We start from the raw sequence: 23,151 nt of genomic DNA, 5'->3' as shown, positions 1-23,151 counted from the left end.
GAGGTCATCGCGTTGCGCGGCGGGGTCAGCCGCCCGTGAGGCCGTGGGCGGCCCGGTACGCGCGCCAGCGCGGCAAAAGGCCTTCCGGCACCTCTTCGACGTTGAGCGCGTACACCATGTGGTCGCGCCAGTCGCCGTCGATGTGCAGATAACGCGGGCGCAGGCCCTCCTCGCGGAAACCGAGCTTGGCGACCACGCGGCGGCTGGGCGCGTTCTCCGGGCGGATGCACACTTCCATGCGGTGCAGGCCGATGCGGAAGAAGCAGTGGTCGGTCGCGAGGGCGACCGCGGTCGGCATGACGCCGCGCCCCGCCACCCGCTCGTCGACCCAGTAGCCGAGGTGTGCGGAGCTCATCGAGCCCCACGTGATGCCGGAGACGGTCAACTGCCCGACGAGGCGGCCGTCGTAGAGGATCACGAACGGCAGCATGCGGCCCGCGGCCGCCTCGGAGCGCAGGTAGCGGACCATCTGACGGAACGTCGGACGGCGGCCGGCCGGGGCGCCCGGTGGGACGGTCGCCTCCCAGCGGCGCAGCCATTCGCGGTTGCGGGTGTGGACTTCCTGCCAGGCGTCGGCGTCGCGCACACGAATGGGACGCAGCGCGACGCGCCCTTCCGCCAGTTCCACCGGCCAGCCGCGAATCAGGAGTTGCCCCACGGCGGTGAGGCCTGGTAGCCGCCCCCGCCGCCGAATCCTCCCCCGCCGAACCCGCCTTGCTGAGGCTGCCCGTAGCCGCCCTGATTGCCGTAGCCGCCGGGGGCCTGGTAGCCGCCGCCCTGGTTGCCGTAGCCGCCGGCCGGACCGCCGCCGAACCCGCCCTGCCCGTGGTCACCGCCCTGCATCTGCTGGACCGCGTGCGACAGGACCTTGCCGAGGACCTCCATGCCGTCGCGCGCGCCGCCCTGCGAACCGGGGAGGTTCACGATCAGCGAGCGGTAGACCCACTGGGCGTCCTGCACGACCGCGACGCCGGCGATGCCCCGCGACAGCACCGACGTGGGCACCTTCTCGAAGTTGTGGCGGCGGATCGCCTCCGCGATGCCGGGGATCTCGAACGTGATGACGCGGCGGGTCATCTCCGGCGTCTGGTCCATCGGCGTCAGGCCGGTGCCGCCGGTCGTGATGATGACGTCGAAGTGCTGGGCCACGGCGTCGCGCAGCGCCTGCGCGACCGGTTCGCCGTCGGTGACGACGACCGGGCCGCGCACCTGGAAGCCGAGCCGGGTCAGCTCCTGCTGGATGATGGGACCGCTCTCGTCGCGGTACGTCCCGGTCGCGGCCCGCGTCGACGCGGTGATGACCATGGCTCGCATCAGTCTTGCCCTCCGTCCCCTGGCACCGGCGCGGTCGGGCTCTCCCCGGCCACCGCGCCCATGTCCCCGTTGTTGTCGTCCGGGCGCCGCTCGGCGTCCGAGCGTACGACCTCTCCCGCGGCGCCGCGGTTCCAGTCGCCGGACACCCCGCCGGTCTTCTCGTCGACGCGCACGTCGGTGATCACCGCGCCGGGGTCGACCGCCTTGACCATGTCGACCACCGTCAGCGCGGCCACCGACACCGCGGTCAGCGCCTCCATCTCGACGCCGGTGCGGTCCGCGGTGCGCACGGTGGCGGTGATCACGACGGCGTCGTCGTCGACGCGCAGGTCCACCGCGACGCCGTGGATCGCGATGGGGTGGCACAGCGGGACGAGGTCGGGGGTGCGCTTGGCGGCCATGATGCCCGCGATCCGCGCGGTCGCGAGGGCGTCGCCCTTCGGCACGCCCGCGCCGCGCAGCAGGTCGACCACGCGCGGCGAGACGAGCACCCGACCGCTCGCCCGGCCGGTCCGGACCGAGACCTGCTTGGCCGTGACGTCGACCATGCGGGCCGCGCCCGTCTCGTCGACGTGGGTCAGACTCTCGCCGCGCACCGTTCTCCCTCTCGTGTCGGAGTTGCCGACGGGGCAACGTTACTTGGGTGCGGTGTCGGGCGCGGGTCGAGCGGGAGGGCGTCAGAGGACCATGACGTCGACGGTCGAGCCCTTGCGCACCTCGGCGGTGCCCTCCGGCACCACGATCAGCGCGTTCGCCAGGGCCAGGCTGCCGATCAGGTGCGAGCCGTGGCCGCCGACCGGCTCGACGGTCGCGGGCCGGCCCGGCTCGGTGCCGGGGGTGAGCCGGGCGCGGACGAACTGGCGTTTGCCCTCGGGGGATCCGAACGCCTTCGTGCAGCGGGCCCGCACGGTCTCGCGGTCGAACGCCGCGGTGCCCCGCATCTTCTGGAGGGCGGGGCGCACGAACACCTCGAAGGACACGAAGGCGCTGACCGGGTTGCCCGGAAGGGTGAAGATTGGGGTCGCGTCGGGGCCGATCGTGCCGAAGCCCTGCGGCATGCCCGGCTGCATCGCGACCTTCTCGAAGGCGACGGTGCCCAGCTCGGAGAGGACCTCCTTGACGACGTCGTACGCTCCGGCGCTGACCCCGCCGGTGGTGACCACGGCGTCGGCGCGGATGAGCTGGTCCTCGATGGTGTCGATCAGCACCTTGGGGTCGTCCGGGACGTTGCCGACGCGGTACGCGATGGCCCCGGCCTCCCGGGCCGCCGCGGTGAGCATGTAGCTGTTCGAGTCGCGGATCTGCCCGGCCGCCAACGGCCTTCCGGGCGGGACCAGTTCGCTGCCGGTGGAGAGGATCACGACGCGCGGCCTGGGGCGTACGCGCACCCGGTCGCGGCCGATCGCGGCGAGCAGGCCGATCTGCGCGGACGCCAGCTCGGTGCCGGCCTCCAGCACGGTCTGCCCCGTCGTCACGTCGTCGCCGTGCCGCCGGATGTACTGGCCCTCCTTGGGCGCGCGGGTGATGCGGACGGTCGGCATGCCCGCGTCGGTCCACTCGACGGGCACGATCGCCTCGGTGCCCGCGGGGATGGGGGCGCCGGTCATGATGCGGGCGCACGTGCCGGCTTCGAGTGTGGCGTCGGAGGAGGTGCCGGCCGGGATGTCGGCGATGACCTCCAGCACGGCCGGGTAGCGCTCGTCGGCGTCGGCGACGTCGGCCAGGCGCACGGCGTAGCCGTCCATCGAGGAGTTGTCGAACGCCGGCAGGTCGACGGTCGCCGCCGCGTCGTCGACGAGCAGGCTGCCGTGCGCGTCGAGCAGTTGGAGTTCGAGCGGCGCGAGCGGCGCTACCGTTTCGAGGATTCCGGTCAGGTGCTCCTCGACGCTCTTCATTCCCGCAGCTCCTCGTCGACGTACGTCCTCAGCCAGGACCGGAACTCCGGCCCCAGGTCCTCGCGCTCGCATGCGAGTCTGACGATAGCCCGGAGGTAGTCCCCGCGATCTCCCGTGTCGTAGCGGCGCCCGGTGAAGAGTACGCCGTGCACCGGGCCGCCCGCGCCGGCCTCACGCAGCGCGAGTTCGCGCAGCGCGTCGGTCAGTTGGATCTCGCCGCCGCGCCCCGGGCCGGTGGCCTCCAGGACGGGGAACACCTCGGGGTCGAGCAGGTAGCGACCGATGACCGCGTACGCGCTGGGGGCGGTGCCCGGCTCGGGCTTCTCGACGAGGTCGGTGACGCGCACGACGTCGCCCTGCGCGGTGGGCTTGACCGCGGCGCAGCCGTAGAGGTGGATCTGCGACGGATCGACCTCGATGAGTGCCACGACGCTGCCGCCGAGAGCCTCGCGGACCTCCAGCATGCGCGAGAGGAGGGGGTCGCGCGGGTCGATGAGGTCGTCGCCGAGCAGGACGGCGAACGGCTCGCGGCCGACGTGCGGCTGCGCGCACAGGACGGCGTGGCCGAGGCCGCGCGGGTCGCCCTGCCGGACATAGTGGATGGCGGCCAGTTCGCTGGACTCGCGGACGCGGCGCAGGCGGTCGGTGTCGCCCTTCGCGGACAGTGCCTCTTCGAGTTCGTAGGCGCGGTCGAAGTGGTCTTCGAGGGGGCGTTTGTTGCGGCCGGTGACCATGAGGATGTCGTGCAGGCCGGCCGCGACGGCCTCCTCGACGACGTACTGGATGGCCGGCTTGTCGACGACCGGCAGCATCTCCTTGGGAGTCGCCTTGGTCGCGGGCAGGAAACGGGTGCCGAGTCCGGCCGCGGGGACGACGGCTTTGCTGATGCCCCTGGTCGGGGGCGTGGTCGCCGGGTTCATGGTCGAAAACTTTAATCGGGTCATCTGAACGTCATGTGAGAAAGCGGGCTGTTTGCCTGAAAGCCGCCTGTGAGCGGGATTCGGAGTCCATGAGAGGAATCGGAGGCGATCGATGACGGGTGAGGAACCGAGGTCGAAGGTGCCGCGGATCGCCGCCACGCGGGCGGCGACGGGAGCGGCGGTGACGACGAACGCGCCGGCCGCGTTGGAGGGACCGGCGGCCGACAAGGCGGCGCTGCGGGCCCGGTTGGTGGCCGCGCGCGTGCGGAGATCTTCGTCCGAACGGGCGAACGCCGGGCATGCGCTCGCCGCGGCGCTGCGGGCGCTTCCGGAGCTGGCGGCGGCGCGGACGGTGGCCGCGTACCTCCCGGTGGGCTCCGAGCCCGGGCCGCCCGATCTGGGCGACGTGCTGGCCGAGGGCGGGCGGCGCGTCCTGCTGCCGGTGCTGCTGCGGGACAACGACCTGGACTGGGCGGCGTACGGCGGACCGGGCTCCGTCGTCGCCGCGGGGCGCGGGCTGCGGGAGCCGGACGGCGGGCGGCTCGGGCCGGACGCGGTGGCGGCGGCCGATCTCGTGGTGGTGCCCGGGCTCGCGGTGGACCGGCACGGCATGCGGCTGGGGCGCGGCGGCGGTTCGTACGACCGGGCGCTCGCGCGGGCGGCGGGCGCGTTCACCGCCGTGCTGCTGTACGACGACGAGCTTCTGGACCGGGTGCCGGCCGAACCGCACGACCGGCCCGTACGGGCCGCGGTCACGCCGGGGGGCACGGTGCGGTTCTGACCCACGCGCCGAGACGCCCGCGCGCGGCCGGGGACGAGTCCTCGGTCGCGCGCGGGCGTGTCGGCGGCGGGCGGGAGTGCGCGTCAGTCGGAACCGCTCGACGTCGACGTGGATGTGGATGTCGCCGTGGAGGTCGCGGACCGCGACGACGATGACGACGAGGTGGCGGTCGACGTCGCGGTGGACCCCGACGTGGACGTCGGGCGCCCGGTCCCGGTCGGCGACTCGGAGGGCGCGGGCGGCGACGGGGACGCCCCGGGGGCGGCCGGGTCCGCGCCGGGCGGCGCGCCGGGTGCCGCGGACTCGTCCGGGTCGGGCTCCAGCGTGAGCGTGTGCTTGGCCGCCTCGTCGACCGCGGGCCGCGAGAACGCCCAGGGCAGGGTCTTGCCCTTCTTCCACAGGTCGGTCTGGTCGGTGTAGTTGTCGTGCCACACGTGGCCGGACGCGCCCGTGAGGTTGATCCACCGCGACGCGTCCAGGTCGGCGAGGTCGACGATCATGCGCATGGACGGCACGGTCGTCACCGCGTAGCCGCGGGCCGCGTTCCAGCCGGACGCGTTGACGAGGCCTTCGCCGCCGCCGAGTTCGTACTTGCCGCGGTTGAGCATCCACTTGACGATGCCGGGGCCGTCGGTGCCGAGGGTCTGGTTCTTGAGCTCCAGGGTGTGCAGGCGCCCCCAGCTCCAACTGTCGATGTCCTTGCCCATCTTGGCGGTCAGCTCCTTGCGGGCCGACGTCATCGCCGACAGCAGGAGCGCGTCGCGTGTGGTGATGCGCCCCGGGTCGTCGGAGATGTTCCACCAGGGGCTTTCAGCGTCGGGCAGCAGGTTGCGGACGACCTCGAACCACCGGTCGCCGCCGTCCGGCAGCGCCGTGTTGTCGTCGCGTTCACCGCAGTTGGTCTTGCCGTTGGTGGGGTCCAGCTGGCAGTCGCCGGTCGCGCGCACCGAGAACGGCATCTTGTCGCCGAAGGCGAGCAGGAGCAGTTGCCGCCACACGCCGTTGAAGTAGGCGGCGGCCTTGGAGTCGGACGACTGGCGGCCGTCCCAGTCCTTGAGGAGGTTCTGCGCCTCGCGGACCCACGGGTCGTCGACCTCGACGGCCAGGAGGTACGGCACCAGCGTGTCGGCGATCGGGTTGCGGTCGTCCATCTGCATCTCGGACATGGCCTGCGGGTCGATCTTGGGCCGCGAGTTGATCATGTCGATGATGCGCTGGCTGCGCGCCCCGTAGCCCCAGTCGGTGGTCAGGCTGTAGGGGTAGGTGGGCGTGGTGACCGCGTTGTTGGCGGTCACGATGTAGCCCTCCGGCGGGTTGTAGCTGGTGGGCAGCGAGTCGAACGGGATCATGCTGTCCCACTCGTACTTCGGGTCCCAGCCGTACGCGGGCCACCGGCCGTCGCCGGCGAGGCGGATCGGGATGCGGCCGGGGGCCTGGTAGCCGATGTTGCCCTCGACGTCGGCGTAGACGACGTTCTGCGACGGCACCTCGAAGCCGCGCAGCGCGTCCCGGAACGTGTTCCAGTCGGTGGCGCGGTCGAGTTGGAAGACCGATTCCATCGTGGTGCCCGGGTCGAGCGCGGTCCACCGGAGCGCGACGGCGAAGCCGTCCTCGCGCTGCGGGCCGGGGTCGGGGATGGGGGCGTCCTTGCCGACGTCCTCGAGTTCGTCGGAGGCCTCGGACAGGATCGGGCCGTGCCGGGTGGAGCGCACGGTGATCGTGCGGTCCTCGCCGCCGGACACCTTGATGACCTCGGTGCGCACGTCCTCGAACGGCTGGTAGGCGCCGTTGTAGAGGTAGCCGGTGTCGTTGACCTTCTCCAGGTACAGGTCGGTGACGTCGGCGCCCAGGTTCGTCAGACCCCACGCGATCTTCTGGTTGTGGCCGATTATCACACCGGGCATGCCGGCGAACGTGTAGCCGGAGACGTCGTAGGCGCACTGCGGGCCGACGACGCGGCAGTGCAGGCCCATTTGGTACCAGACCGAGGGCAGCGAGGCCGACAGGTGCGGGTCGTTGGCCAGCAGCGGTTTGCCGGTGGTCGTGCGACTGCCGGACACCACCCAGGAGTTGGAGCCGACGCCCGAGGACCGGTCGGTGAAGATCGGCGGCAACTGCTCCAGCGTCTCGGACAGTTCGGTGAGGGCCTTGGACGCGCTCTTGGACGGCACGGTCGGCGCGGCGTCCTGGCGGAACGCCTCGACCGTCGGGTTGCCCTCCTTGACGATGGCTCCGTTGGTCACGATCGGCTGGTTCCGCTCGTACGGGTACGGCGGGTACAGCTCGTCGATCTGATTGACGGTCAGCTTCTCCGACAGCAGCGCGCGGTCGATCTCGTCCTGCAGGTTCGCGCGCAGGTCCCACGCCATCGCCTTGAGCCACGCGACGGAGTCGACGGCGGTCCACGGCTCGGGCTTGTAGTCGTCGCGGACGAAGCCGAGGAGCGTGTACTCGAACGACATTTCGTCGCCGTCGCGGCCCTTCATGTACGCGTTGACGCCGGCCGCGTAGGCCTCGACGTAGGCGCGGGCCTCGGGGCTGAGCTTCTCGACCTCCTGCTCGGCGACGCGGTGCCAGCCGAGGGTGCGCAGGAAGATGTCGTTGTCGACCTGCGACGAGCCGAACATCTCCGAGAGGCGCCCGGCGGTCATGTGCCGGCGTACGTCCATCTCCCAGAAGCGGTCCTGGGCCTGGACGTAGCCCTGCGCGCGGAAGAGGTCCTCGGGGGTGTCCGCGTAGATCTGCGGAATGCCGTTCTTGTCGCGGAGCACTTCGACGTCGCCGGCCAGGCCGGCGATCTTGACGCGGCCGTCGAGGTCGGGGAAGGACCTTCGGCTGAGGTCGTACGCGTACCAGCCGAGCGCGCCGACGACGACCGCGAGCACGACCACGAACGCGATGACGGCGTTGCGGAATCGGCGCATGCGGCGCTTGGGGCGCTTGGCGGTCGACTTGGCGGGGCGCTCGGCGACGTGTTGCACGCCGGGGGGAAGCTGGGGCTCGGTCGCCGGCGGAGTCTCGGCGGGCGGCACCTCGGAGGTCGCGGCGCGCGGCACTGTGGCGCTCGGGGCGCCGGTCGCGTGCGGTGCGGTGTCCGCCGGGTGGGTGCCTGAAACGTCCGCGAGATCCGGTACGGACGACTCGGGCTGGTCCGGGCCGGGCGTGTTCGAGGCGGGCATCAAGATCCTTCACGATCGGTGCGGCAAGGACACCTTAGAGCCGAGTGGGTCACGGCGACCGACGCCCTCGTACGCCGGGACGCGGCCACCGGGCGGTGGCACGATCGACCTGCGTTTTCGGGGGACTTGGCGGCCCGGGGGTCGGCGACTTCGGGACGGATCCTTCACTTTGGTAAAATATTCGCCAGGCGAAAGTAATGGCCCGTCAGAAAGCCTGTGCGGCCTGGCCGGTGGCATGTCGCCGTACCCAATTGTTGACGACGCGTCCGATCGTCGAGGTGGCCGGACCGACGACCACCGGAGGTGCCGTTCGTGACCGTGGACGAGTTGAACACCGTTCTCGCCCTCGGCGCGCTTGTGCTCATCGTCGCGGTGGTCGCGGTGCGGCTCGCGACCCGAACGGGCATGCCCAGCCTGCTGATCTACCTCGGCCTCGGGATGCTGATCGGCGACGAGGGCTTCGGCATCGACTTCAGCAACGCGGAGTTGACCCAGACACTCAGCTACGCGGCGCTGGTGCTGATCCTCACCGAGGGCGGCATCAGCACCAATTGGCAGCAGATCAGACCCGCGGTGCCGGCCGCCGCGATGCTGTCGACCGTCGGCGTCGGGGTGAGCGTCGGGATCATCGCGTGCGCCACGAAGATCGTCCTGGACATCAACTGGACCACCGCGATCCTGATGGGCGCGATCGTGTCGTCGACGGACGCCGCGGCGGTCTTCTCGGTGCTGCGCACGCTGCCGCTGCCCAAGCGGCTCACCGGGATGCTGGAGGCCGAATCGGGCTTCAACGACGCACCCGTCGTCATCCTCGTCGTGACATTCGCGCACGCCGGATCGCACCCCTGGTACCAGGTGGTCGGCGAGATCGTCCTCGAACTCGGGATCGGCGCGGCCATCGGGCTCGCGATCGGGAAGTTCGGCGCGTGGGGGCTGCGGCATGTGGCGCTGCCCGCGTCGGGCCTGTATCCGATCACGGTCATCGCCCTGTGCGTCCTCGCGTACGCGTGCGGCGCGCTGGCCCACGGCAGCGGATTCCTCGCGTGCTACCTCGCGGCGCTGGTGCTCGGCAACTCCGTGCTGGAGCACAAGGCGGCGACGCGCGGCTTCGCGGAAGGCGTGGGCTGGATCGCGCAGATCGGGCTCTTCGTACTGCTCGGCCTCCTGGTCACACCGCACGAACTGGGCGGCGCCGTGGTGCCCGCGCTGATCATCGGCACGGTGCTGCTGCTGCTCGCGCGGCCCATGTCGGTGGTCGTCTCCACGCTGCCGTTCCGGGTGCCCTGGCGCGAGCAGATCATCCTGTCGTGGGCCGGGCTGCGCGGTGCGGTGCCGATCGTCCTGGCGACCATTCCGATCGTGGAGGGCGTGACCGACGCCAAGCGGCTGTTCAACATCACCTTCGTGTTGGTCGTGGTGTTCACCGTGGTGCAGGGGCCGACGCTGCCCTGGATCGCCCGGCACGTCGGCTTCGGCGGCAAACCGCAGTCGGAAGACCTCGGCGTCGAGTCGGCGCCGCTGGAGAAGCTGCACGGCCACCTGCTGTCGGTGCACGTGCCTCTCGGGTCGCGCATACACGGCGTGGAGATCAGCGAGTTGCGGCTGCCGAAGGGCGCCGCGGTGACGCTGGTCGTCCGGGGGGATGACAGCTTCGTCCCGGGGCCGTCGACGACGCTCCAGCGCGACGACGAGCTGCTGGTCGTGACGACGGAGAACGTGCGCGACGCGGCGGAACGGCGGCTGCGGGCGGTCAGCAGGGGCGGCAAGCTCGCGGGGTGGCTGGGCGAGCGCGGGGAGTAGCGGGTCCTCGGGCCGGTCGGTCGGACTGTGGCGGATGTCTCGGCGTCGGCGCGGCCGGTGCGGACTGCCGGGCACATCCGGGAGCACTCGTGAGTGTTCGGGAGTAAAAGTTCTGGACGGGATGTTCGTCCGCTTTGGGGCGGTATTCCGGAGGCCGCGGGCCTCGGACGGGGCGTTTCGCGCGCGGTCGGGCGCGCCCGCGAAGCGGACGTCGGTGGACGTAGCCCCGTGGATACTGCACCATTGGCACTCGGCAGGTGAGAGTGCCAGCACCTGTCTTGCGAAGGAGGACCTGACCGTGCCGACGTACCAATACCAGTGCACCGCCTGCGGCGAGGGCCTGGAGGCCGTCCAGAAGTTCACGGACGACGCGCTGACCGAGTGCCCAGCCTGCCAGGGGCGGCTGCGCAAGGTGTTCTCGGCCGTGGGCGTGGTGTTCAAGGGCTCCGGCTTCTACCGCACCGACAGCCGCGGCGGATCCGGCTCGTCGTCCGCGTCGGCGGCGTCGAACGGGTCGAACGGGAAGAGTTCGTCGGACTCGTCGTCGTCGGACTCGTCGTCGTCCTCCTCGTCGACCTCGTCCTCGTCTTCGTCGTCTTCCTCGGACAGCGGGGGTTCGTCCTCGTCGTCGAAGCCGGCGCCCACGACCAGCGCGGCTTCCTGACGCGGCCGGGGGCGACGTGAGCGACGCGACCGGAGCTGCCGGGACACCAGGAGCGGCTCCGGCCGCGGAGACGTACGGGACGCGGGCCGCGCCGGTCCCCGAAGGCGTGCTGCCCGAAGGCGTGGCACCGGCCGAGATCGGGGTGATCGGCGGCTCGGGGTTCTACGCGTTCCTGGACGACGTCGCCGAGGTACGGCTGGACACGCCGTACGGCGAGCCCAGCGACGCGCTGTTCTTCGGTGTGGTCGGCGGGCGGCGCGTGGCGTTCCTCCCCCGGCACGGCCGTGACCACGCGATCCCGCCGCACCGGATCAACTACCGCGCCAACCTGTGGGCGCTGCGGGCGGCCGGGGTGAGCCAGGTGCTCGCCCCGTGCGCGGTCGGCGGGCTGCGTCCCGAGCTGGGCCCGGGGACGCTCGTCCTGCCGGACCAACTGGTCGACCGGACGTCGGCGCGCGTGCAGACCTACTTCGACGGGGCTTCCGCACCGGTGGTGCACACCTCGTTCGCCGACCCCTACTGCCCGGCGGGGCGCGCGGTCGTGGCGGCGTCGGCGCGGTCGGCCGCGTGGGAGCCGGTCGACGACGGGACGCTGGTGGTGATCGAGGGGCCGCGCTTCTCGACCCGGGCCGAGTCGCGGTGGTACAGCGCACAGGGCTGGTCGATCGTCGGCATGACGGGCCACCCGGAAGCGGTGCTGGCGCGCGAGCTCGGGCTCTGCTTCACGGCGATCGCCCTGGTCACCGACCTCGATGCGGGGGTGGAGGCCGGCGACGGCGTCACCCACGCCGAGGTGCTGGAGGTTTTCGCGGAGAACGTGGGGCGCCTGCGGACGCTGCTGTTCGACGTGGTCGCGGCGATGCCGGTGGAGCGGTCGTGCGCGTGCGTCGGGGAGGACGCGGTGCGGCCGGTGTGAGGGGGGCGGCCGGTTCGCGGGCTGCCGGGCTCCGTGCGGACGGATCACTTCGGGATCCGATCGCACGGGGCCTTTTGCGTGGCGGTGTCGGGGGGATTTTCCCGCAGCCGGTCGGGGGCGTTCTCCGTTCCCGCTCTCCGTTCCCGCTCTCCGTTCCCGCTCTCCGTTCCCGCTCTCCGTTCCGGCTCTCCGTTCCGGCTCTCCGTTCCGGCTCTCCGTTCCGGCTCTCCGTTCTGGTCAATCAGTAATGTGCGCGTTGCACAATCCCTCGTTTGAGTGAAAACGTTGTGCACAGGTCGGGGTTATCCACAGATTCACGCGGACCGTCGGGGCCGGTCGGCGAGGTGGCGCACTGTTGAACGCGTCACGCCGCCGAATATCCGTGGAGTCGCCCCGTGTTCCGCATCCTCAAGTCCCCTGTCCCGGCCGGATTTCCCGCGTCGTACGGGTCGTCCTCGCCGCGGGGCCCGTCCCCGGACGCGGCCCTGACGCGCCGTCAACGGGCGCGCGCGGTGCGCCTGTTCCTGGCCCGTCACCGACGCCTTCTCGCCGCCCTGTCCGTGGCGGGCGCGCTCGGGTGCGTGCTCGTCACGCTCCGTCCGGCACCGCCGCACACGGTCCCGGTGCTGGTCGCGGCCCGCGATCTCGACACCGGGGCGGTGCCCGGGCCCGCCGACGTGCGGGTCGCCCGGTATCCGCCCGGCAATGCCCCGGAGCACGTGCTGCGTCGGCACGCCGACACGCAGGGGCGTGCGCTGGCCGCGGCCGTGCGGCGTGGGGAGCCCATCACCGACCTCCGGCTGGTCGGGCCCCAGCTGCGCGGTGAGCCCGGCGGGGTCGCGCTGCCGGTGCGGTTCGCGGACGCGGACGCCGTGCGCCTCCTGCGGCCCGGTGACCGGGTCGACGTGCTGGCCGGGCCGGTGCCCGACGACGCGTCACGTGCCGGTGTCCCCCGCGACGGGCCGCCGCCAGCCCGGGTCGTGGCCCGCGGCGCCACGGTTCTCGCGCGGCCCGCTGGCGAACAGGAACGCGGCGGCGGGCTGCTGATCCTGTCCGTGCCCCCGGACGTCGCGGCGGCCATCGCGGGGGCGGCGACGATGTCGCCGCTGACATACACACTGCGCGGCACTCCGAAATGACACGGTTGCGAAAGAAGCTGACGGAACGCCAGAATCCCTCGGTCTGTTCCGCATTCGCGCGCGGATAATTCGCGCTGCGCGAATTCCCGTACGCGTCCCGGCGGAACGGCGCTTCATCCACACCTTGACGGAGGGGACCACCGATGGGTGGCTTCAAGAAATTCCTGCTGCGCGGCAATGTCATCGACCTGGCGGTGGCCGTGGTCATCGGCGCCGCATTCACCGCCGTGGTCAACGCGTTCGTGCGCGGCATGATCAACCCGCTGGTCGGTGCCGTCGGCACCAAGAACCTCGACGACTACAAGACCTGCCTCAAAGGCCCGTGCGCGACCGACGGCACCGGCGAGGTCACCGACGGCGTCTTCATCCTGTGGGGCTCGGTCCTCGGGGCCCTGCTGACGTTCACGATCACCGCGGCGGTCGTGTACTTCATCTTCGTGATGCCGGTGAACCACCTTCTGGAGCGCCGCGCCCGCGCGCTGGGCCAGGCCCGCAAGCAGAAGCTGACCGACAACGAACTCCTCACCCAGATCCGCGACCTGCTGGCGAAGCAGAACGGCGGCGAAGGCAACGGCGAGGACGGGGCGACCGACGACACCTCGGGACCGGGCGGCACCGGCGGCTCGGGGGCCTCGGTCGGCGGGCAACGCCGCGAGACAACGACGCCGGCGGCCTCGGGCGGCACTCGGCGGGGCGACTGACCACGTCGACGCGGTATCCCGGCCCCCGAGGCGGAGACTCCGAGGACGAAGGCTCAGAGCGGCACGGCACGGCGGATCCCCCGCGGCGGCGGCGGGATGTCCGGGGGCTCGGGCCGCGCGCGGCTCCCCGGCCGACCGTGTCGTCGCCCGGCGGGGAGGACGCACGTGGCGCGCACAGCCAGCGCGCGGCGACGCGGCACCGGGGGCTCGGGCAACGGGCGGTCAGGTCGGCTGATCGCCCGCGTCGGGCCGGTTCATCGGCCGCCCCGCGGCTCGCGGGGCCCGTAGGTCAGAAGTGGTGCGGGGGTTTCTCGTCGAGGAAGCGCCGCAGGTCGGCGTCCGCGCTGCTGTCGGCGCTACCGCGATCGTCGCCCCAGCCTCGGTCGCGTTCGTCGGCGGTGACGTCCGGGAGCACGTCGTATCCGTCCCAGCCGAATACGTCCGACCGTCGGGGGGCGGCACGGCCGGGGGCGGTCGTCGGGGCCGGGCTGCCGGTGGCAGGCGGCTGTTCGGTTTCCCCGTGATCCGGCATGTGTCTTCCGCTCTCCGTCGGCTGCTGTCTTGGTCCGCCGCTGTCTTGGTCCGCCGCTGCCGTGTCCGGGGTTGCCCGGTCCGGGTTACCCGGTCCGCGGTTTCGGTCGTGGGCTGCGCGGCGCCGATGCCCACCACAGGAGCTGTTGTCGCCCGTCGCACCTTATGACGCGCCGATGATCGGCGCGGTCGGTGAAGGCGCCGGACGCGGTCGTTCACGAGCCCGGCCGCGACGTCCGGGGGGATCCCTGTCCCGACGTGCCGCGACCCCGGGGCGGCTCGGTGCCCCGGGATCGCATGTCGGATAGATGTGTGGCGTGCATCACTCGTGCTTCTGTTCGCTTGCCCGTCGTTTCGGCCGCCGGGATCAGGCGGTGGTCGTCGCCGTGCCCTGCACGTTGCCCGCCGTCGTATCCGCCGTCTTGGCCGCGTGGGTCATCCCCATCGCTGGGCGCGTTCTCCGGTCGGCCGCGTCATCCGTCTCCGAGGCGGTCTCGCCTCACGCGGCGAGGCCCTGTTCCGCGGCGAGATGACGGAGTTCGAGAAGTGCCTGCTTTTCGATCTGGCGGATGCGCTCCCGGGTGAGGCCGAGTTGCTTGCCGACCTCGGTGAGTGTGTGCTGCTTCCCGTCGAGCATGCCGTACCGCGCCCGCAGGATCGTGGCCGTACGGCCGTCGAGGCGGCCCACCAAGTCGGCTATCTGGCGGCGTTCCATGTCCGCGAGCGCGACGTCCTCCGGTGTCACCGGGTCGGTTTCCTGGACCAGCGCGCCGAGTTCCGTCTCCCCGTCGTCGCCCACCGGGCTGTCCAGGCTGATCGGGTCGCGGGCCCAGCCGAGCACGTCCGCGACGCGCTCCGGTGTCGAGCCCAGGATCTCCGCGATCTCCGCGAAGTCGGGCTCGTGGCCCCGGTCGCGGGCGAATTCGCGTTGTACGCGCCGGATCTTGCCCAGTTCCTCGACCAAGTGGACCGGCAGACGCACCGTTCGCGCCTGGTCGGCCATCGCCCGGGTGATCGCCTGGCGGATCCACCACGTGGCGTACGTCGAGAACTTGAAGCCCTTCAGGTAGTCGAACTTCTCGACCGCGCGCACCAGTCCCACGTTCCCCTCCTGGACGAGGTCCAGGAACGGCATTCCGCTGCGCGGGTACCGGCGGGCGACGGACACCACCAAGCGCAGGTTCGCGCGTATGAACTCGTCCTTCGCCCGAAGCCCCTCGGCGACGAGCGCCCGCAGTTCGTCCTCGGTGACGCCGTCCGGCAGCTCGCCCTCCGCCAAGAGGTGTTCCGCGAAGAGCCCGGCCTCGATGGCCTGCGACAAGTCGACCTCGCGTGCGGCGTCGAGCAGTGGCGTACGGCTGATCTCGTCGAGGTACACGCCAACCGTGTCGCGCTCCGCATCCGCGGCCTTCCGCGTGCGCGAGGCGGCGACCCGATCGGCTCCCTGACGGGCAACGCCCCGTGTCGTCGGCATGCTGTGGCCCTCGCTTTCCTTCGGGTTCGTCGTAGTTTGTCCAACAAGCGAGGGTCCTGTGATATTCCGTTCACAGGTGTACTCTCGAAAGGTTGGCGCCGGCCACCCGAAACCACGGCGCGGTCGCAGCCCCGCACCCGGTAAGCTGACGACCGACCGCCGCCCACGGCGATCACTGACCGGGTAACGGCTGAGCGCCGCCCGGTGTTCCGCCCCAGTAGCTCAGGGGATAGAGCACCGCTCTCCTAAAGCGGGTGTCGCAGGTTCGAATCCTGCCTGGGGCACAACCTTCCCGCTCCGGCTCGGGGCAGCGTGAAAACCCGCTGACCTGGGCCGGAGCGTCCTCGCCGAGGCAGTGCGCCACCCCATCGCGCGATGCCGTTCGGACGCCGGAACCAGCTCCGAGACCGAGCACGGAATTTGGGGGAATTCCGCGCCCCTCGTCTGTCGTCTGCCCCGACGACACGGCCTCACGCCAGCGACTCCGAGGCGCGTTCGCCCAGGGGTCCGAACGGGGATGCGCCTGCCGATGCCGCGTGCGCGGGGACGGTGACGGAAGGTGCGGCGGTGGGGCGTGCGCGGCGGTCGAGATTCGCGAGCATGACGTGACGTCGCTCGGTTGTGGATGCGGGGGGTGTTCCCGGAGGTGGGTCCGGTCGCGGGCTTGTCCGGGGCGGGACCTGACGTCGGTGGACTGACGAACGCGCTTGGTGGGCCCGGGGCTCGCGGTTCGGCGCCTCGTAGTGGTCGAGGCGCTCACGGTCTGTCGCGCTTCAACGGTTGAGCCTGGTGGTCGCGCGGCCGGAGGCGGGGGCACGTCATGGGGAAGACCCGGGTCGGCCGGGTCTTCGCGGGGCGCTGTGCGGGGAGTGTGGCGAGCGAGACCCCGACGTCGGTGCGTCGGGGTCGGTTTGTGGTCCGGGGCCTCGCGGGATGCGGCGGGGTTCGACGTCAGCGCGGCGGGGTGTCGGGTTTGTCGTCGCGCAGTTCCCTGTCCGCCTTCTCCATGAGTTGGCCGGCGAGGTCGTTGAGGGCGCGGGCTCCGGCGACTTCCTCACCGACGCGGTACTGCGGGGCGTCCGAGCGGTGCCTGCGGCATGAGCCGTGGCCGCGGATCTCGGTGCCGTCCGACAGGCGTACCAGGGCGACCGCCCGGGTCCGGTCCCCGGTTTCCTCGAATTCGGTCTCGATGTGCCATCCGACGAGCGTGTGCACGACAGCCACCTCCCAAGGCCTTCTCCTCCAGCCTGCGCCGGATGGAGGAGGGCTGCCAGTTCGCCCGACGTCCGGGAGACGGCGGGGGTATCCGGTTCGCACACCGTCCGGATACGGAGAGTTCCCCAGCGTCACTCGACCGGGGGGCCGAGGCGTTGAACCCGACCGTTGTCGCCGTACGTGTGAGGGGCATGCGCGGCCACGGGTCCGTGGGCGTGCCCGACGAGACCTGGGGAGAACTGTGGAGACCGACATCGCAAACGTGGGCCGCCGAAAGGTGCTCGCCGTATCCGCCGCGGCGGTCGGCGGGATGGCGCTGGTGGCTTGTGGCAGCGACGACAAGGAGAACGCGTCGTCGTCGACCGCTGTCGACGGCGACCCGACGACCGGACAGCAGCCGGGCGGTTCGGCCGGGGCCTCGGCGGACGGCGGCGCGAGCGCGGGGGGTTCCGGAAAGGCCCTCGCCAAGACCTCGGAGATCCCCGTCGGCGGCGGCAAGGTGTTCGAGAGCGAGAAGATCGTGGTGACGCAGCCGACCGCCGGGACGTTCAAGGCGTTCAGCGCGACGTGCACCCACCAGGGCTGCCTCGTGTCCGAGGTCGCCGACGGCACCATCGACTGCAAGTGCCACGGCAGTCTGTTCTCGGCGGCGGACGGATCGGTCACGCAAGGTCCGGCGACCAAGGCGCTGGCCGAGAAGCGGATCGCGACGTCGGGCGACCAGATCACGCTGTTGAGCTGAGGCATGCGCGGCCACGCCGGTGGCTCGTCCCCCACCACCGGCCGTGACCGCCGCGCGGCGGGGCGGTGCGCGTACGGCGTGCCTCGGGCACGTCCGTACCGCGCCGCGCCGACCGCGTCACCTGCGGGCCGGGCCGGTCGCCGTCATCGCGATGATGGAGCTCAGCGCGGTGCCGGTCATCCACAGGCCCAGCAGTTCGCGGTCGATCGTGACGATGCGCTGGCTGTGCGCGAGATCGCGGGCCGGGGCGGTGAAGCGGCAACTCGCCACGAAGAGCGCCACATCGGCGTTGTGGACGGGCCGGGCGGTGCCGACGAACCGCTGCATGTCGGGGCTGCCGACACTGCGGTCGGGCGCGTAGCGCTTGCACTGGATCACCAGCGAACGGCCGTTCGGGAGACGGCCGGTCACATCGGCGCCCAGGTCTCCCGCGCCGCCGTTGACCTGGATCTGCGTACATCCGTCGCGCATGCACAGGGCGGCGACGTGGTGTTCGAACGCCGTGCCGTCCATGGCGTCGACCGCGGTCAACGACCGTGTGGCGCGCCGCTGCCGGGTTGAGCTGGTACCGCGATGCGGACGGAAGCCCCGGCGAACTCCGTTGGCCAGTTGCCGGGTTCCGAGGATCGCGACGAGCAGGAACGCGGCTGCGGCGATGATGCCGACGAGCGCGTTCCACGCGCGCAGGTAGCCCGCGATGCCCGCGGCGACGCAGAACGCGACGGTGGCGTAGGTGTAGAAGCGCGTGAGCGCACGCCGCGTCCGAGTCGGGCGCGGGCGCGCGGACGGCCTGCGCGTGGGAGGGCGTTGCTGTCGCGGTACGCGGGGTCGCCGGGGCGTCCGAGATGTGCCGCCCCCGCTTCGTGCCGGTCGCCGTGCCGCGCTCACCGCTCGCTCCCCCGCTTCCCCTCGACCAAGATCCGTTTCCCGGACCCCGCCTGACGGTATCTCAGGGCGGTGACGCGCGGTCGGATCGGCCCCGCGGGATATCAGGTTGCGGCCCTCCGGCGACTTCGGCGTATCCTTGACCCATCCCGGGCGATTAGCTCAGCGGGAGAGCACTTCGTTCACACCGAAGGGGTCACTGGTTCGATCCCAGTATCGCCCACGAAGGCGATGGGCGACCCATGCCTGCGGACAGCGCAGGCGGGGTCGCCTTCGTTGTTTTTTGCGCGGCTTCGCCGCGCGGTGCGGGGGCTGCGCCACCCGCGGCCCCCCGCTGCGCGTGAGGGGATTCGGGAGTGGGGAGAGCGGCGGGCTGCTCCAGGTGACAGGGATGTTCGTGTGTCCCCGCCAGGGTCGGCCGCGAGGTGGCGAAGGCGCTGGTGGGCCTCATCGAGGGGTGCGGCGCCGCCTCGATCGAGGTGCCCGTGCGCCTGGGCATGCGGACGTCCACGAACCTCGCGGCGGGGGCGGCCGGGACCTGAAGTCGGCGGACCGGCTCGGACTCCGACACCGCCGTCTTCGCTGCGCGTGTGGAGAGTGTGCGCTGGACGAGTCTCTGTGCCTGTGGTTTGGCTGGGCTTGGGGTCTGTGCGCTGGGGGTTCTCCGTGGGCGGGCGTGCCGCTGTGGGCGTAGGGGTTTGTGGGGTGGGGGAGTTCTTCGTTTCTCGGGATGGCCGCCGGGTGTTTGATTGTGTCTGGTATCTGTGCGGGATTCGTGGTTGCGTGCCGGGGCATGGACGCCAGCGCTTTGCGACGTACTCGGCCGCCGCTTGATCTTCTCGACGGGGAGTTCTACGCGCGCGACCCCTACCCGGTTTTCGCGTGGTTTCGTGATCATGAGCCCGTCGCGTGGGACGAGGCCAACGAGCTGTGGGGCGTCTTCCGGTACGCGCACGTGCGCGAAGTGGAGGCGCGCAGCGAGGACTTCATCAACTCGGATCGCCGCAAAGGCGGTTACCGCCCGAATCTGCCGGCGGATCCGGCGATCATCGGGCTCGACAACCCCCTGCACAACCAGCGCCGCCGCCTGGTGAGCAAGTGGTTCACGCCGCGCGGGGTGCGTGAGTGGGAAGCGCATGTGCGGTCCGTCAGCGTCGAGTTGGTGGACGCGGCGGTCGCGAAGGGCACCGTCGAGGTCGTCTCGGAGCTGGCCTCGGTGCTGCCCGCGAAGATGATCGGGCGGCTGCTCGGATTCCCCGAGGACCAATGGCGGTTGCTGCGCGACTGGTCGGAGCGCACCATCGCGCTCGGCGGCGGGCCGCGCTACTTCACCGAGGACGGCAAGGCCGCCGCGGTCGAGTTCGCGGCGGCCGGGCTCACGCTGTACGAGGAGAAGAAGCGCTGTCCGGCCGACGACGTGATGACGACCTGGACGACGGCCGTCATCGACGGCGAGCCGGTCGGCGCGGCCGAGGTGGTGAGCGACTGCCTGCTGCTGCTCGACGGCGGCGCGGAGACGACACGGACGGTGATCGCGCGCACGTTCCTCAATCTCATCGCCCACCCCGAGCAGTGGGACGCGCTCGACAACGGCGCCGATCCGGCCGTGGCGACCGAGGAGTTCATCCGCTACGTCACCCCGATCCACAACATGTGCCGGGTCGCGGTCGGCGACCAGCGGATCGGTGACACGGTGATCCCGGACGGTCACCAAGTGGTGCTCATGTACGGATCGGCCAACCGCGACCCGCGTGTCTTCACCGACCCCGAGCGCTTCGATGTCGGACGGACCCCGAACGAGCACATCACGTTCGGCTTCGGAACGCACTTCTGTCTCGGTGCCCCGCTCGCGCGCCTGGAGATCCGCGTCTTCTTCGAGGAGCTGCTGCGGCGGGTGCGCGCCATCCGCCTCGTCCCCGGCACCGAAGTCGTCGACATGCCCAACGCGTTCGTACACGGGATCCGGGAGGCGTACGTCGAGCTGGTCCCGCGCTGACGGGCGGTGGTGGGGGGCGCCACGGCGCAGTGCATGATGGGCGGGTCTGTGTCCCGTCGGGCCGAGGAGTCCGCAATGCCGCCGTCGTCCGCCGCGCTTCCGCTGGCCGGGGTGACCGTCGTCGCCCTCGAACAGGCGGTCGCGGCGCCGTTCGCGACGCGGCAGCTCGCCGATCTCGGCGCGCGGGTGATCAAGGTTGAGCGGCCGGGCGAGGGTGACTTCGCGCGGGCGTACGACAGTGTCGTGCGCGGGCAGTCGAGCCATTTCGTGTGGCTCAACCGCGGCAAGGAGTCGATCGCGCTCGATCTGAAGGACGCGAAGGCGGGCGGCGACCGCGAGGTCCTGGACCGGCTGGTGGCCCGCGCGGACGTCTTCGTGCAGAACCTGGCGCCGGGTGCCGCCGAGCGGTTGGGGCTGGGAGCCGACGCGTTGACGGCCCGGCATCCGCGCCTGATCGTGTGCGGGATCTCCGGCTACGGAACGGACGGGCCGTACCGCGACAAGAAGGCGTACGACCTGCTCGTGCAGTGCGAGGCGGGCCTGCCGTCGATCACCGGCGGACCGGACGCGCCCGCGAAGGCGGGGATCGCCGTGGCCGACATCGCGGCGGGGATGTACGCGTTCACCGGCGTGCTGACGGCGCTGTACGAGCGGCAGGTCACCGGGCAGGGCGGGCGGTTCGAGGTCTCGATGCTCGAAGCGCTCGGCGAGTGGATGGGTTTCCCGTTCTACTGGACGGAGTACGGGGGCGTTCCGCCGGTACGCAGCGGCGCCCGGCACGCGACGATCGCGCCGTACGGCCCCTTCACGGCGGGCGACGGCGGCCAGGTCTTCCTGGCGATCCAGAACCAGCGCGAGTGGGGTGTCCTCTGCCGCGAGGTATTGGAGCGACCGGAGTTGGAAACCGACCCGCGCTACGCCGCCAATCCCGACCGCGTCACCCACCGCGACGCGTTGGAATGCGAAATCACCGGCGCTTTCGGCGAATTGACGGCAGCTCAGGTCCTCGAACGCCTCGACAACGCCGGAATCGCCAACGCCCTCCTCCGCGACCTCGCCGGATTCGCCGACCATCCCCAGTTGGCCGCCCGCGACCGCTGGCGCGAAGTCTCCTCCCCCGGCGGCCCGTTGCGCGCGTTGATCCCCCCGGTGACGGTCCCGGGCCGCGAGCCGGCCATGGGCCCGATCCCGGACGTCGACGAACACGGGGCGGCAATCCGCGCGGAGCTGGGCTTCTCCGGCTGAGGGTCCGGGCGTTCTCGGTGTCGTTTCGCGGGCTCCGGACGGGCCGGGATCACGGGGCGGAGCGCCGGGGGCCTCGCTGTTCTTCCCGTGATCCCGGTCGGGTCTCAGTGCGCGGGATCGTCGGCCTCCTCGCGTGCCCGTTTCGGCATGAGGAACACCGCCAACCACGTCACCGCGAGGACGGCGGTCATCACGAGGAGCGAGTTGGTGACCCCGTCGGTGAACGCCGTGCGCGCGCCGGAGGTCGCGGGGGTGTCGGCGTAGTGGAAGAAGAGGGTGCCGAAGGCGGCGACGCCGATCGCGGCGCCGAGTTGTTGGACGGCGTTGAGGACGCCGGACGCGGAGCCGGTTTCGGCGAAGGTGACGCCCGCGACGGCGATGTCGAAGAACGGGGCCATGATCAGGCCGAAGCCGACGCCCGCGACCGCCAAGGCGGGGGTCAGGCGCCAGCCGGAGACGGCGGAGGGGTCGTGGCGGATGGTGAAGACCAGCGCCAGGACGCCGAGGATCTGGATCAGCAGGCCCACGTGCAGCATGTGGCGGCCGAACTTCGGGGCGAGGAGGCCGCCCGAGAGGCCCGCGCCGACGGTGCAGCCGAGGGAGAACGGGATCAGGGCGACGGCCGCGTCCGACGCGCTCCAGCCGAGGCCGGCCTGCAGGTAGACGGTGACGATGAGCATGAACGCGACCATCGTGCTGAAGAAGAGCAGGCCGACGACGAGTGAGCTGGTGAAGGCCCGGTTCCGGAAGAGGCTGAGTTCGACCAGCGTCGGGGCGGCTGCGGCACGGCGGCGTACCTCGTGGCGGACGAACAGGGCGAAGACCGGGAGTGACGCGGCCATGCTCGCGAACGTCCAGGCGGGCCAACCGGATTCGCGGCCCTGGACGAGCGGGAGAATAATCAGGACCATCGCGCCGCTGAGCAGGGCGATGCCGGTCGGGTCGAGGGAGACCAGGCGTCGGCGGGCGGCGGCGGTGCGGTCCGGCGGGAGAAGGCGGGTGCCGGCGAGGAAGGCCGCGACGCCGACCGGGACGTTGACGAAGAAGATCGCGCGCCAGCCCGTACCGAGCACGTCGGCGTCGACGAGGAAGCCGCCGACGATCGGGCCCGCGACCGCGCCGAGCCCCATGATCGGCCCGAACACCCCGAACGCGGCGGCGAGTTCGCGTGGCGGGAACATGTCGCGGAGCAGCCCGAGGCCCTGCGGGATCATCACCGCCGCGGCAACGCCCTGCAGCGCCCGGTAGGCGATCAGGGTCTCGGGGGACGTCGCGAGCCCGCACAGCAGCGAGGTCGCGGCGAACGCGGCGGTGCCGATCAGGAACAGTCGGCGGCGGCCGAAGAGGTCGCCGAGGCGCGCGCCCGTGATGAGCAGCATCGCGAAGGCGAGGGTGTACGCGGCCGACATCCATTGGAGTTGGCTGTACGTGCCGCCGAGCGCCCCTTCGATCTTCGGCCCGGCGACCGTGGTGATCGTGCTGTCGAGCAGGTCCATCAGTTCGGCGCCGAGGATGGCGAAGAGGGCGGCCCAGCGCCATGGGTACGGCGGTGGGCCGTCGTCCGCGGCCGGGGCTTCCGGCGGATCCGGGCGGGGGGCGGTTTCCTCGGTGCGCGTCAGGTCGGTGCTGGTCACGTGGGCTCCCCGAAGACTGGGACGGAACGATGTTCGCGATCACGAACAGTGTTCGTCTGACGAACACCGTTATAGGGACGAACACTGTTCGCGTCAAGTACAGTGTTCGGATTCGTTCCC

At 71.5% G+C, this 23,151-nt stretch carries 19 protein-coding genes, 2 tRNA genes and 1 pseudogene; 11 read left to right on the top strand and 11 right to left on the bottom strand.

Going from position 1 to position 23,151, the window contains the following annotated elements; genetic code table 11:
- Positions 1–25 precede the first annotated feature (25 nt).
- From LO772_RS20550 to LO772_RS20530, 5 genes and pseudogenes are all read right to left on the bottom strand, one after another.
- On the bottom strand, positions 26–646 hold the full coding sequence (locus LO772_RS20550; protein WP_231779646.1) for a GNAT family N-acetyltransferase: 621 nt from the start codon (positions 644–646) through the stop codon (positions 26–28).
- A complete protein-coding gene (locus LO772_RS20545; RefSeq protein WP_231773490.1) occupies positions 643–1,314 on the bottom strand; it encodes a MogA/MoaB family molybdenum cofactor biosynthesis protein in 672 nt (223 codons plus the stop codon). The genes LO772_RS20550 and LO772_RS20545 overlap by 4 nt, the downstream gene beginning before the upstream one ends.
- A gap of 125 nt (positions 1,315–1,439) precedes the next feature.
- Positions 1,440–1,910, bottom strand: a pseudogene (moaC, locus tag LO772_RS20540) (cyclic pyranopterin monophosphate synthase MoaC); the annotation flags it as partial.
- Positions 1,911–1,991: 81 nt separating this feature from the next.
- Positions 1,992–3,209: a molybdotransferase-like divisome protein Glp gene (glp, locus tag LO772_RS20535; protein WP_231773489.1), complete on the bottom strand. Its 1,218-nt coding sequence runs from the start codon at positions 3,207–3,209 to the stop codon at positions 1,992–1,994.
- Positions 3,206–4,129, bottom strand: coding sequence for a UTP--glucose-1-phosphate uridylyltransferase (locus LO772_RS20530; RefSeq protein ID WP_231773488.1), 924 nt, complete (start codon positions 4,127–4,129; stop codon positions 3,206–3,208). The genes glp and LO772_RS20530 overlap by 4 nt, the downstream gene beginning before the upstream one ends.
- 112 nt (positions 4,130–4,241) lie before the next feature.
- Here LO772_RS20530 and LO772_RS20525 point away from each other — a divergent pair, with 112 nt between their 5' ends.
- Positions 4,242–4,910 carry a 5-formyltetrahydrofolate cyclo-ligase gene (locus LO772_RS20525; protein WP_231773487.1) on the top strand — a complete coding sequence of 223 codons (669 nt, stop codon included), beginning with the start codon at positions 4,242–4,244 and terminating at the stop codon, positions 4,908–4,910.
- A gap of 83 nt (positions 4,911–4,993) precedes the next feature.
- Here LO772_RS20525 and LO772_RS20520 read toward each other — a convergent pair whose 3' ends face one another.
- Complete coding sequence (locus LO772_RS20520; RefSeq protein WP_231779645.1) at positions 4,994–7,834, bottom strand: penicillin acylase family protein; 2,841 nt, start codon at positions 7,832–7,834, stop codon at positions 4,994–4,996.
- Positions 7,835–8,401: 567 nt separating this feature from the next.
- Here LO772_RS20520 and LO772_RS20515 point away from each other — a divergent pair.
- From LO772_RS20515 to mscL, 5 genes are all read left to right on the top strand, one after another.
- A complete protein-coding gene (locus LO772_RS20515) occupies positions 8,402–9,889 on the top strand; it encodes a potassium/proton antiporter (protein WP_443089293.1) in 1,488 nt (495 codons plus the stop codon).
- Positions 9,890–10,187: 298 nt separating this feature from the next.
- Entirely contained in the window at positions 10,188–10,553 is a 366-nt protein-coding gene (locus LO772_RS20510) for an FmdB family zinc ribbon protein (RefSeq protein WP_231773485.1), read from the top strand.
- Positions 10,554–10,674: 121 nt separating this feature from the next.
- Positions 10,675–11,469 carry an S-methyl-5'-thioadenosine phosphorylase gene (locus LO772_RS20505; protein WP_231779644.1) on the top strand — a complete coding sequence of 265 codons (795 nt, stop codon included), beginning with the start codon at positions 10,675–10,677 and terminating at the stop codon, positions 11,467–11,469.
- Positions 11,470–11,864: 395 nt separating this feature from the next.
- Positions 11,865–12,608, top strand: a complete 744-nt coding sequence (locus tag LO772_RS20500) for an SAF domain-containing protein (RefSeq protein WP_231773484.1) — start codon at positions 11,865–11,867, stop codon at positions 12,606–12,608.
- Between the two features lie 143 nt (positions 12,609–12,751).
- Positions 12,752–13,309 (top strand): large conductance mechanosensitive channel protein MscL, encoded by a 558-nt coding sequence (mscL, locus tag LO772_RS20495; RefSeq protein ID WP_231773483.1) that lies wholly within the window; start codon positions 12,752–12,754, stop codon positions 13,307–13,309.
- Positions 13,310–13,598: 289 nt separating this feature from the next.
- On the opposite strand, the gene LO772_RS20490 is transcribed toward mscL, so the two are convergent.
- Positions 13,599–13,841 carry a hypothetical protein gene (locus LO772_RS20490; protein ID WP_231773482.1) on the bottom strand — a complete coding sequence of 81 codons (243 nt, stop codon included), beginning with the start codon at positions 13,839–13,841 and terminating at the stop codon, positions 13,599–13,601.
- 498 nt (positions 13,842–14,339) lie between these two features.
- Entirely contained in the window at positions 14,340–15,314 is a 975-nt protein-coding gene (locus LO772_RS20485) for a sigma-70 family RNA polymerase sigma factor (protein ID WP_231773481.1), read from the bottom strand.
- 211 nt (positions 15,315–15,525) lie between these two features.
- Between LO772_RS20485 and LO772_RS20480 the strand changes: the two genes are divergently transcribed.
- A tRNA-Arg gene (locus LO772_RS20480) sits at positions 15,526–15,598 on the top strand.
- A 667-nt stretch (positions 15,599–16,265) separates the two neighbouring features.
- Here LO772_RS20480 and LO772_RS20475 read toward each other — a convergent pair.
- The gene (locus LO772_RS20475; protein ID WP_231773480.1) at positions 16,266–16,529 is read right to left on the bottom strand and encodes a DUF1876 domain-containing protein; all 264 of its coding nucleotides are present in this window, start codon (positions 16,527–16,529) and stop codon (positions 16,266–16,268) included.
- Between the two features lie 241 nt (positions 16,530–16,770).
- Between LO772_RS20475 and LO772_RS20470 the strand changes: the two genes are divergently transcribed.
- A complete protein-coding gene (locus LO772_RS20470; protein ID WP_231773479.1) occupies positions 16,771–17,271 on the top strand; it encodes a Rieske (2Fe-2S) protein in 501 nt (166 codons plus the stop codon).
- Between the two features lie 117 nt (positions 17,272–17,388).
- On the opposite strand, the gene LO772_RS20465 is transcribed toward LO772_RS20470, so the two are convergent.
- Entirely contained in the window at positions 17,389–18,159 is a 771-nt protein-coding gene (locus LO772_RS20465; RefSeq protein WP_231773478.1) for a restriction endonuclease, read from the bottom strand.
- Between the two features lie 148 nt (positions 18,160–18,307).
- On the opposite strand from LO772_RS20465, the gene LO772_RS20460 reads away from it, so the two are divergent.
- The 3 genes from LO772_RS20460 (at position 18,308) to LO772_RS20450 (ending at position 21,397) form a co-directional block, all read left to right on the top strand.
- Positions 18,308–18,379, top strand: a tRNA-Val gene (locus LO772_RS20460).
- Positions 18,380–18,949: 570 nt separating this feature from the next.
- Positions 18,950–20,152, top strand: coding sequence for a cytochrome P450 (locus tag LO772_RS20455; protein ID WP_231773477.1), 1,203 nt, complete (start codon positions 18,950–18,952; stop codon positions 20,150–20,152).
- A 75-nt stretch (positions 20,153–20,227) separates the two neighbouring features.
- On the top strand, positions 20,228–21,397 hold the full coding sequence (locus LO772_RS20450) for a CaiB/BaiF CoA transferase family protein (protein ID WP_231773476.1): 1,170 nt from the start codon (positions 20,228–20,230) through the stop codon (positions 21,395–21,397).
- Positions 21,398–21,501: 104 nt separating this feature from the next.
- Here LO772_RS20450 and LO772_RS20445 read toward each other — a convergent pair whose 3' ends face one another.
- Positions 21,502–23,031 carry an MFS transporter gene (locus LO772_RS20445; protein WP_231773475.1) on the bottom strand — a complete coding sequence of 510 codons (1,530 nt, stop codon included), beginning with the start codon at positions 23,029–23,031 and terminating at the stop codon, positions 21,502–21,504.
- Positions 23,032–23,151: the final 120 nt, after the last annotated feature.

The sequence above is a fragment of the Yinghuangia sp. ASG 101 genome (genome assembly GCF_021165735.1).
Lineage (GTDB): Bacteria > Actinomycetota > Actinomycetes > Streptomycetales > Streptomycetaceae > Yinghuangia.
This window is presented reverse-complemented; position numbering and strand designations above follow the sequence as displayed.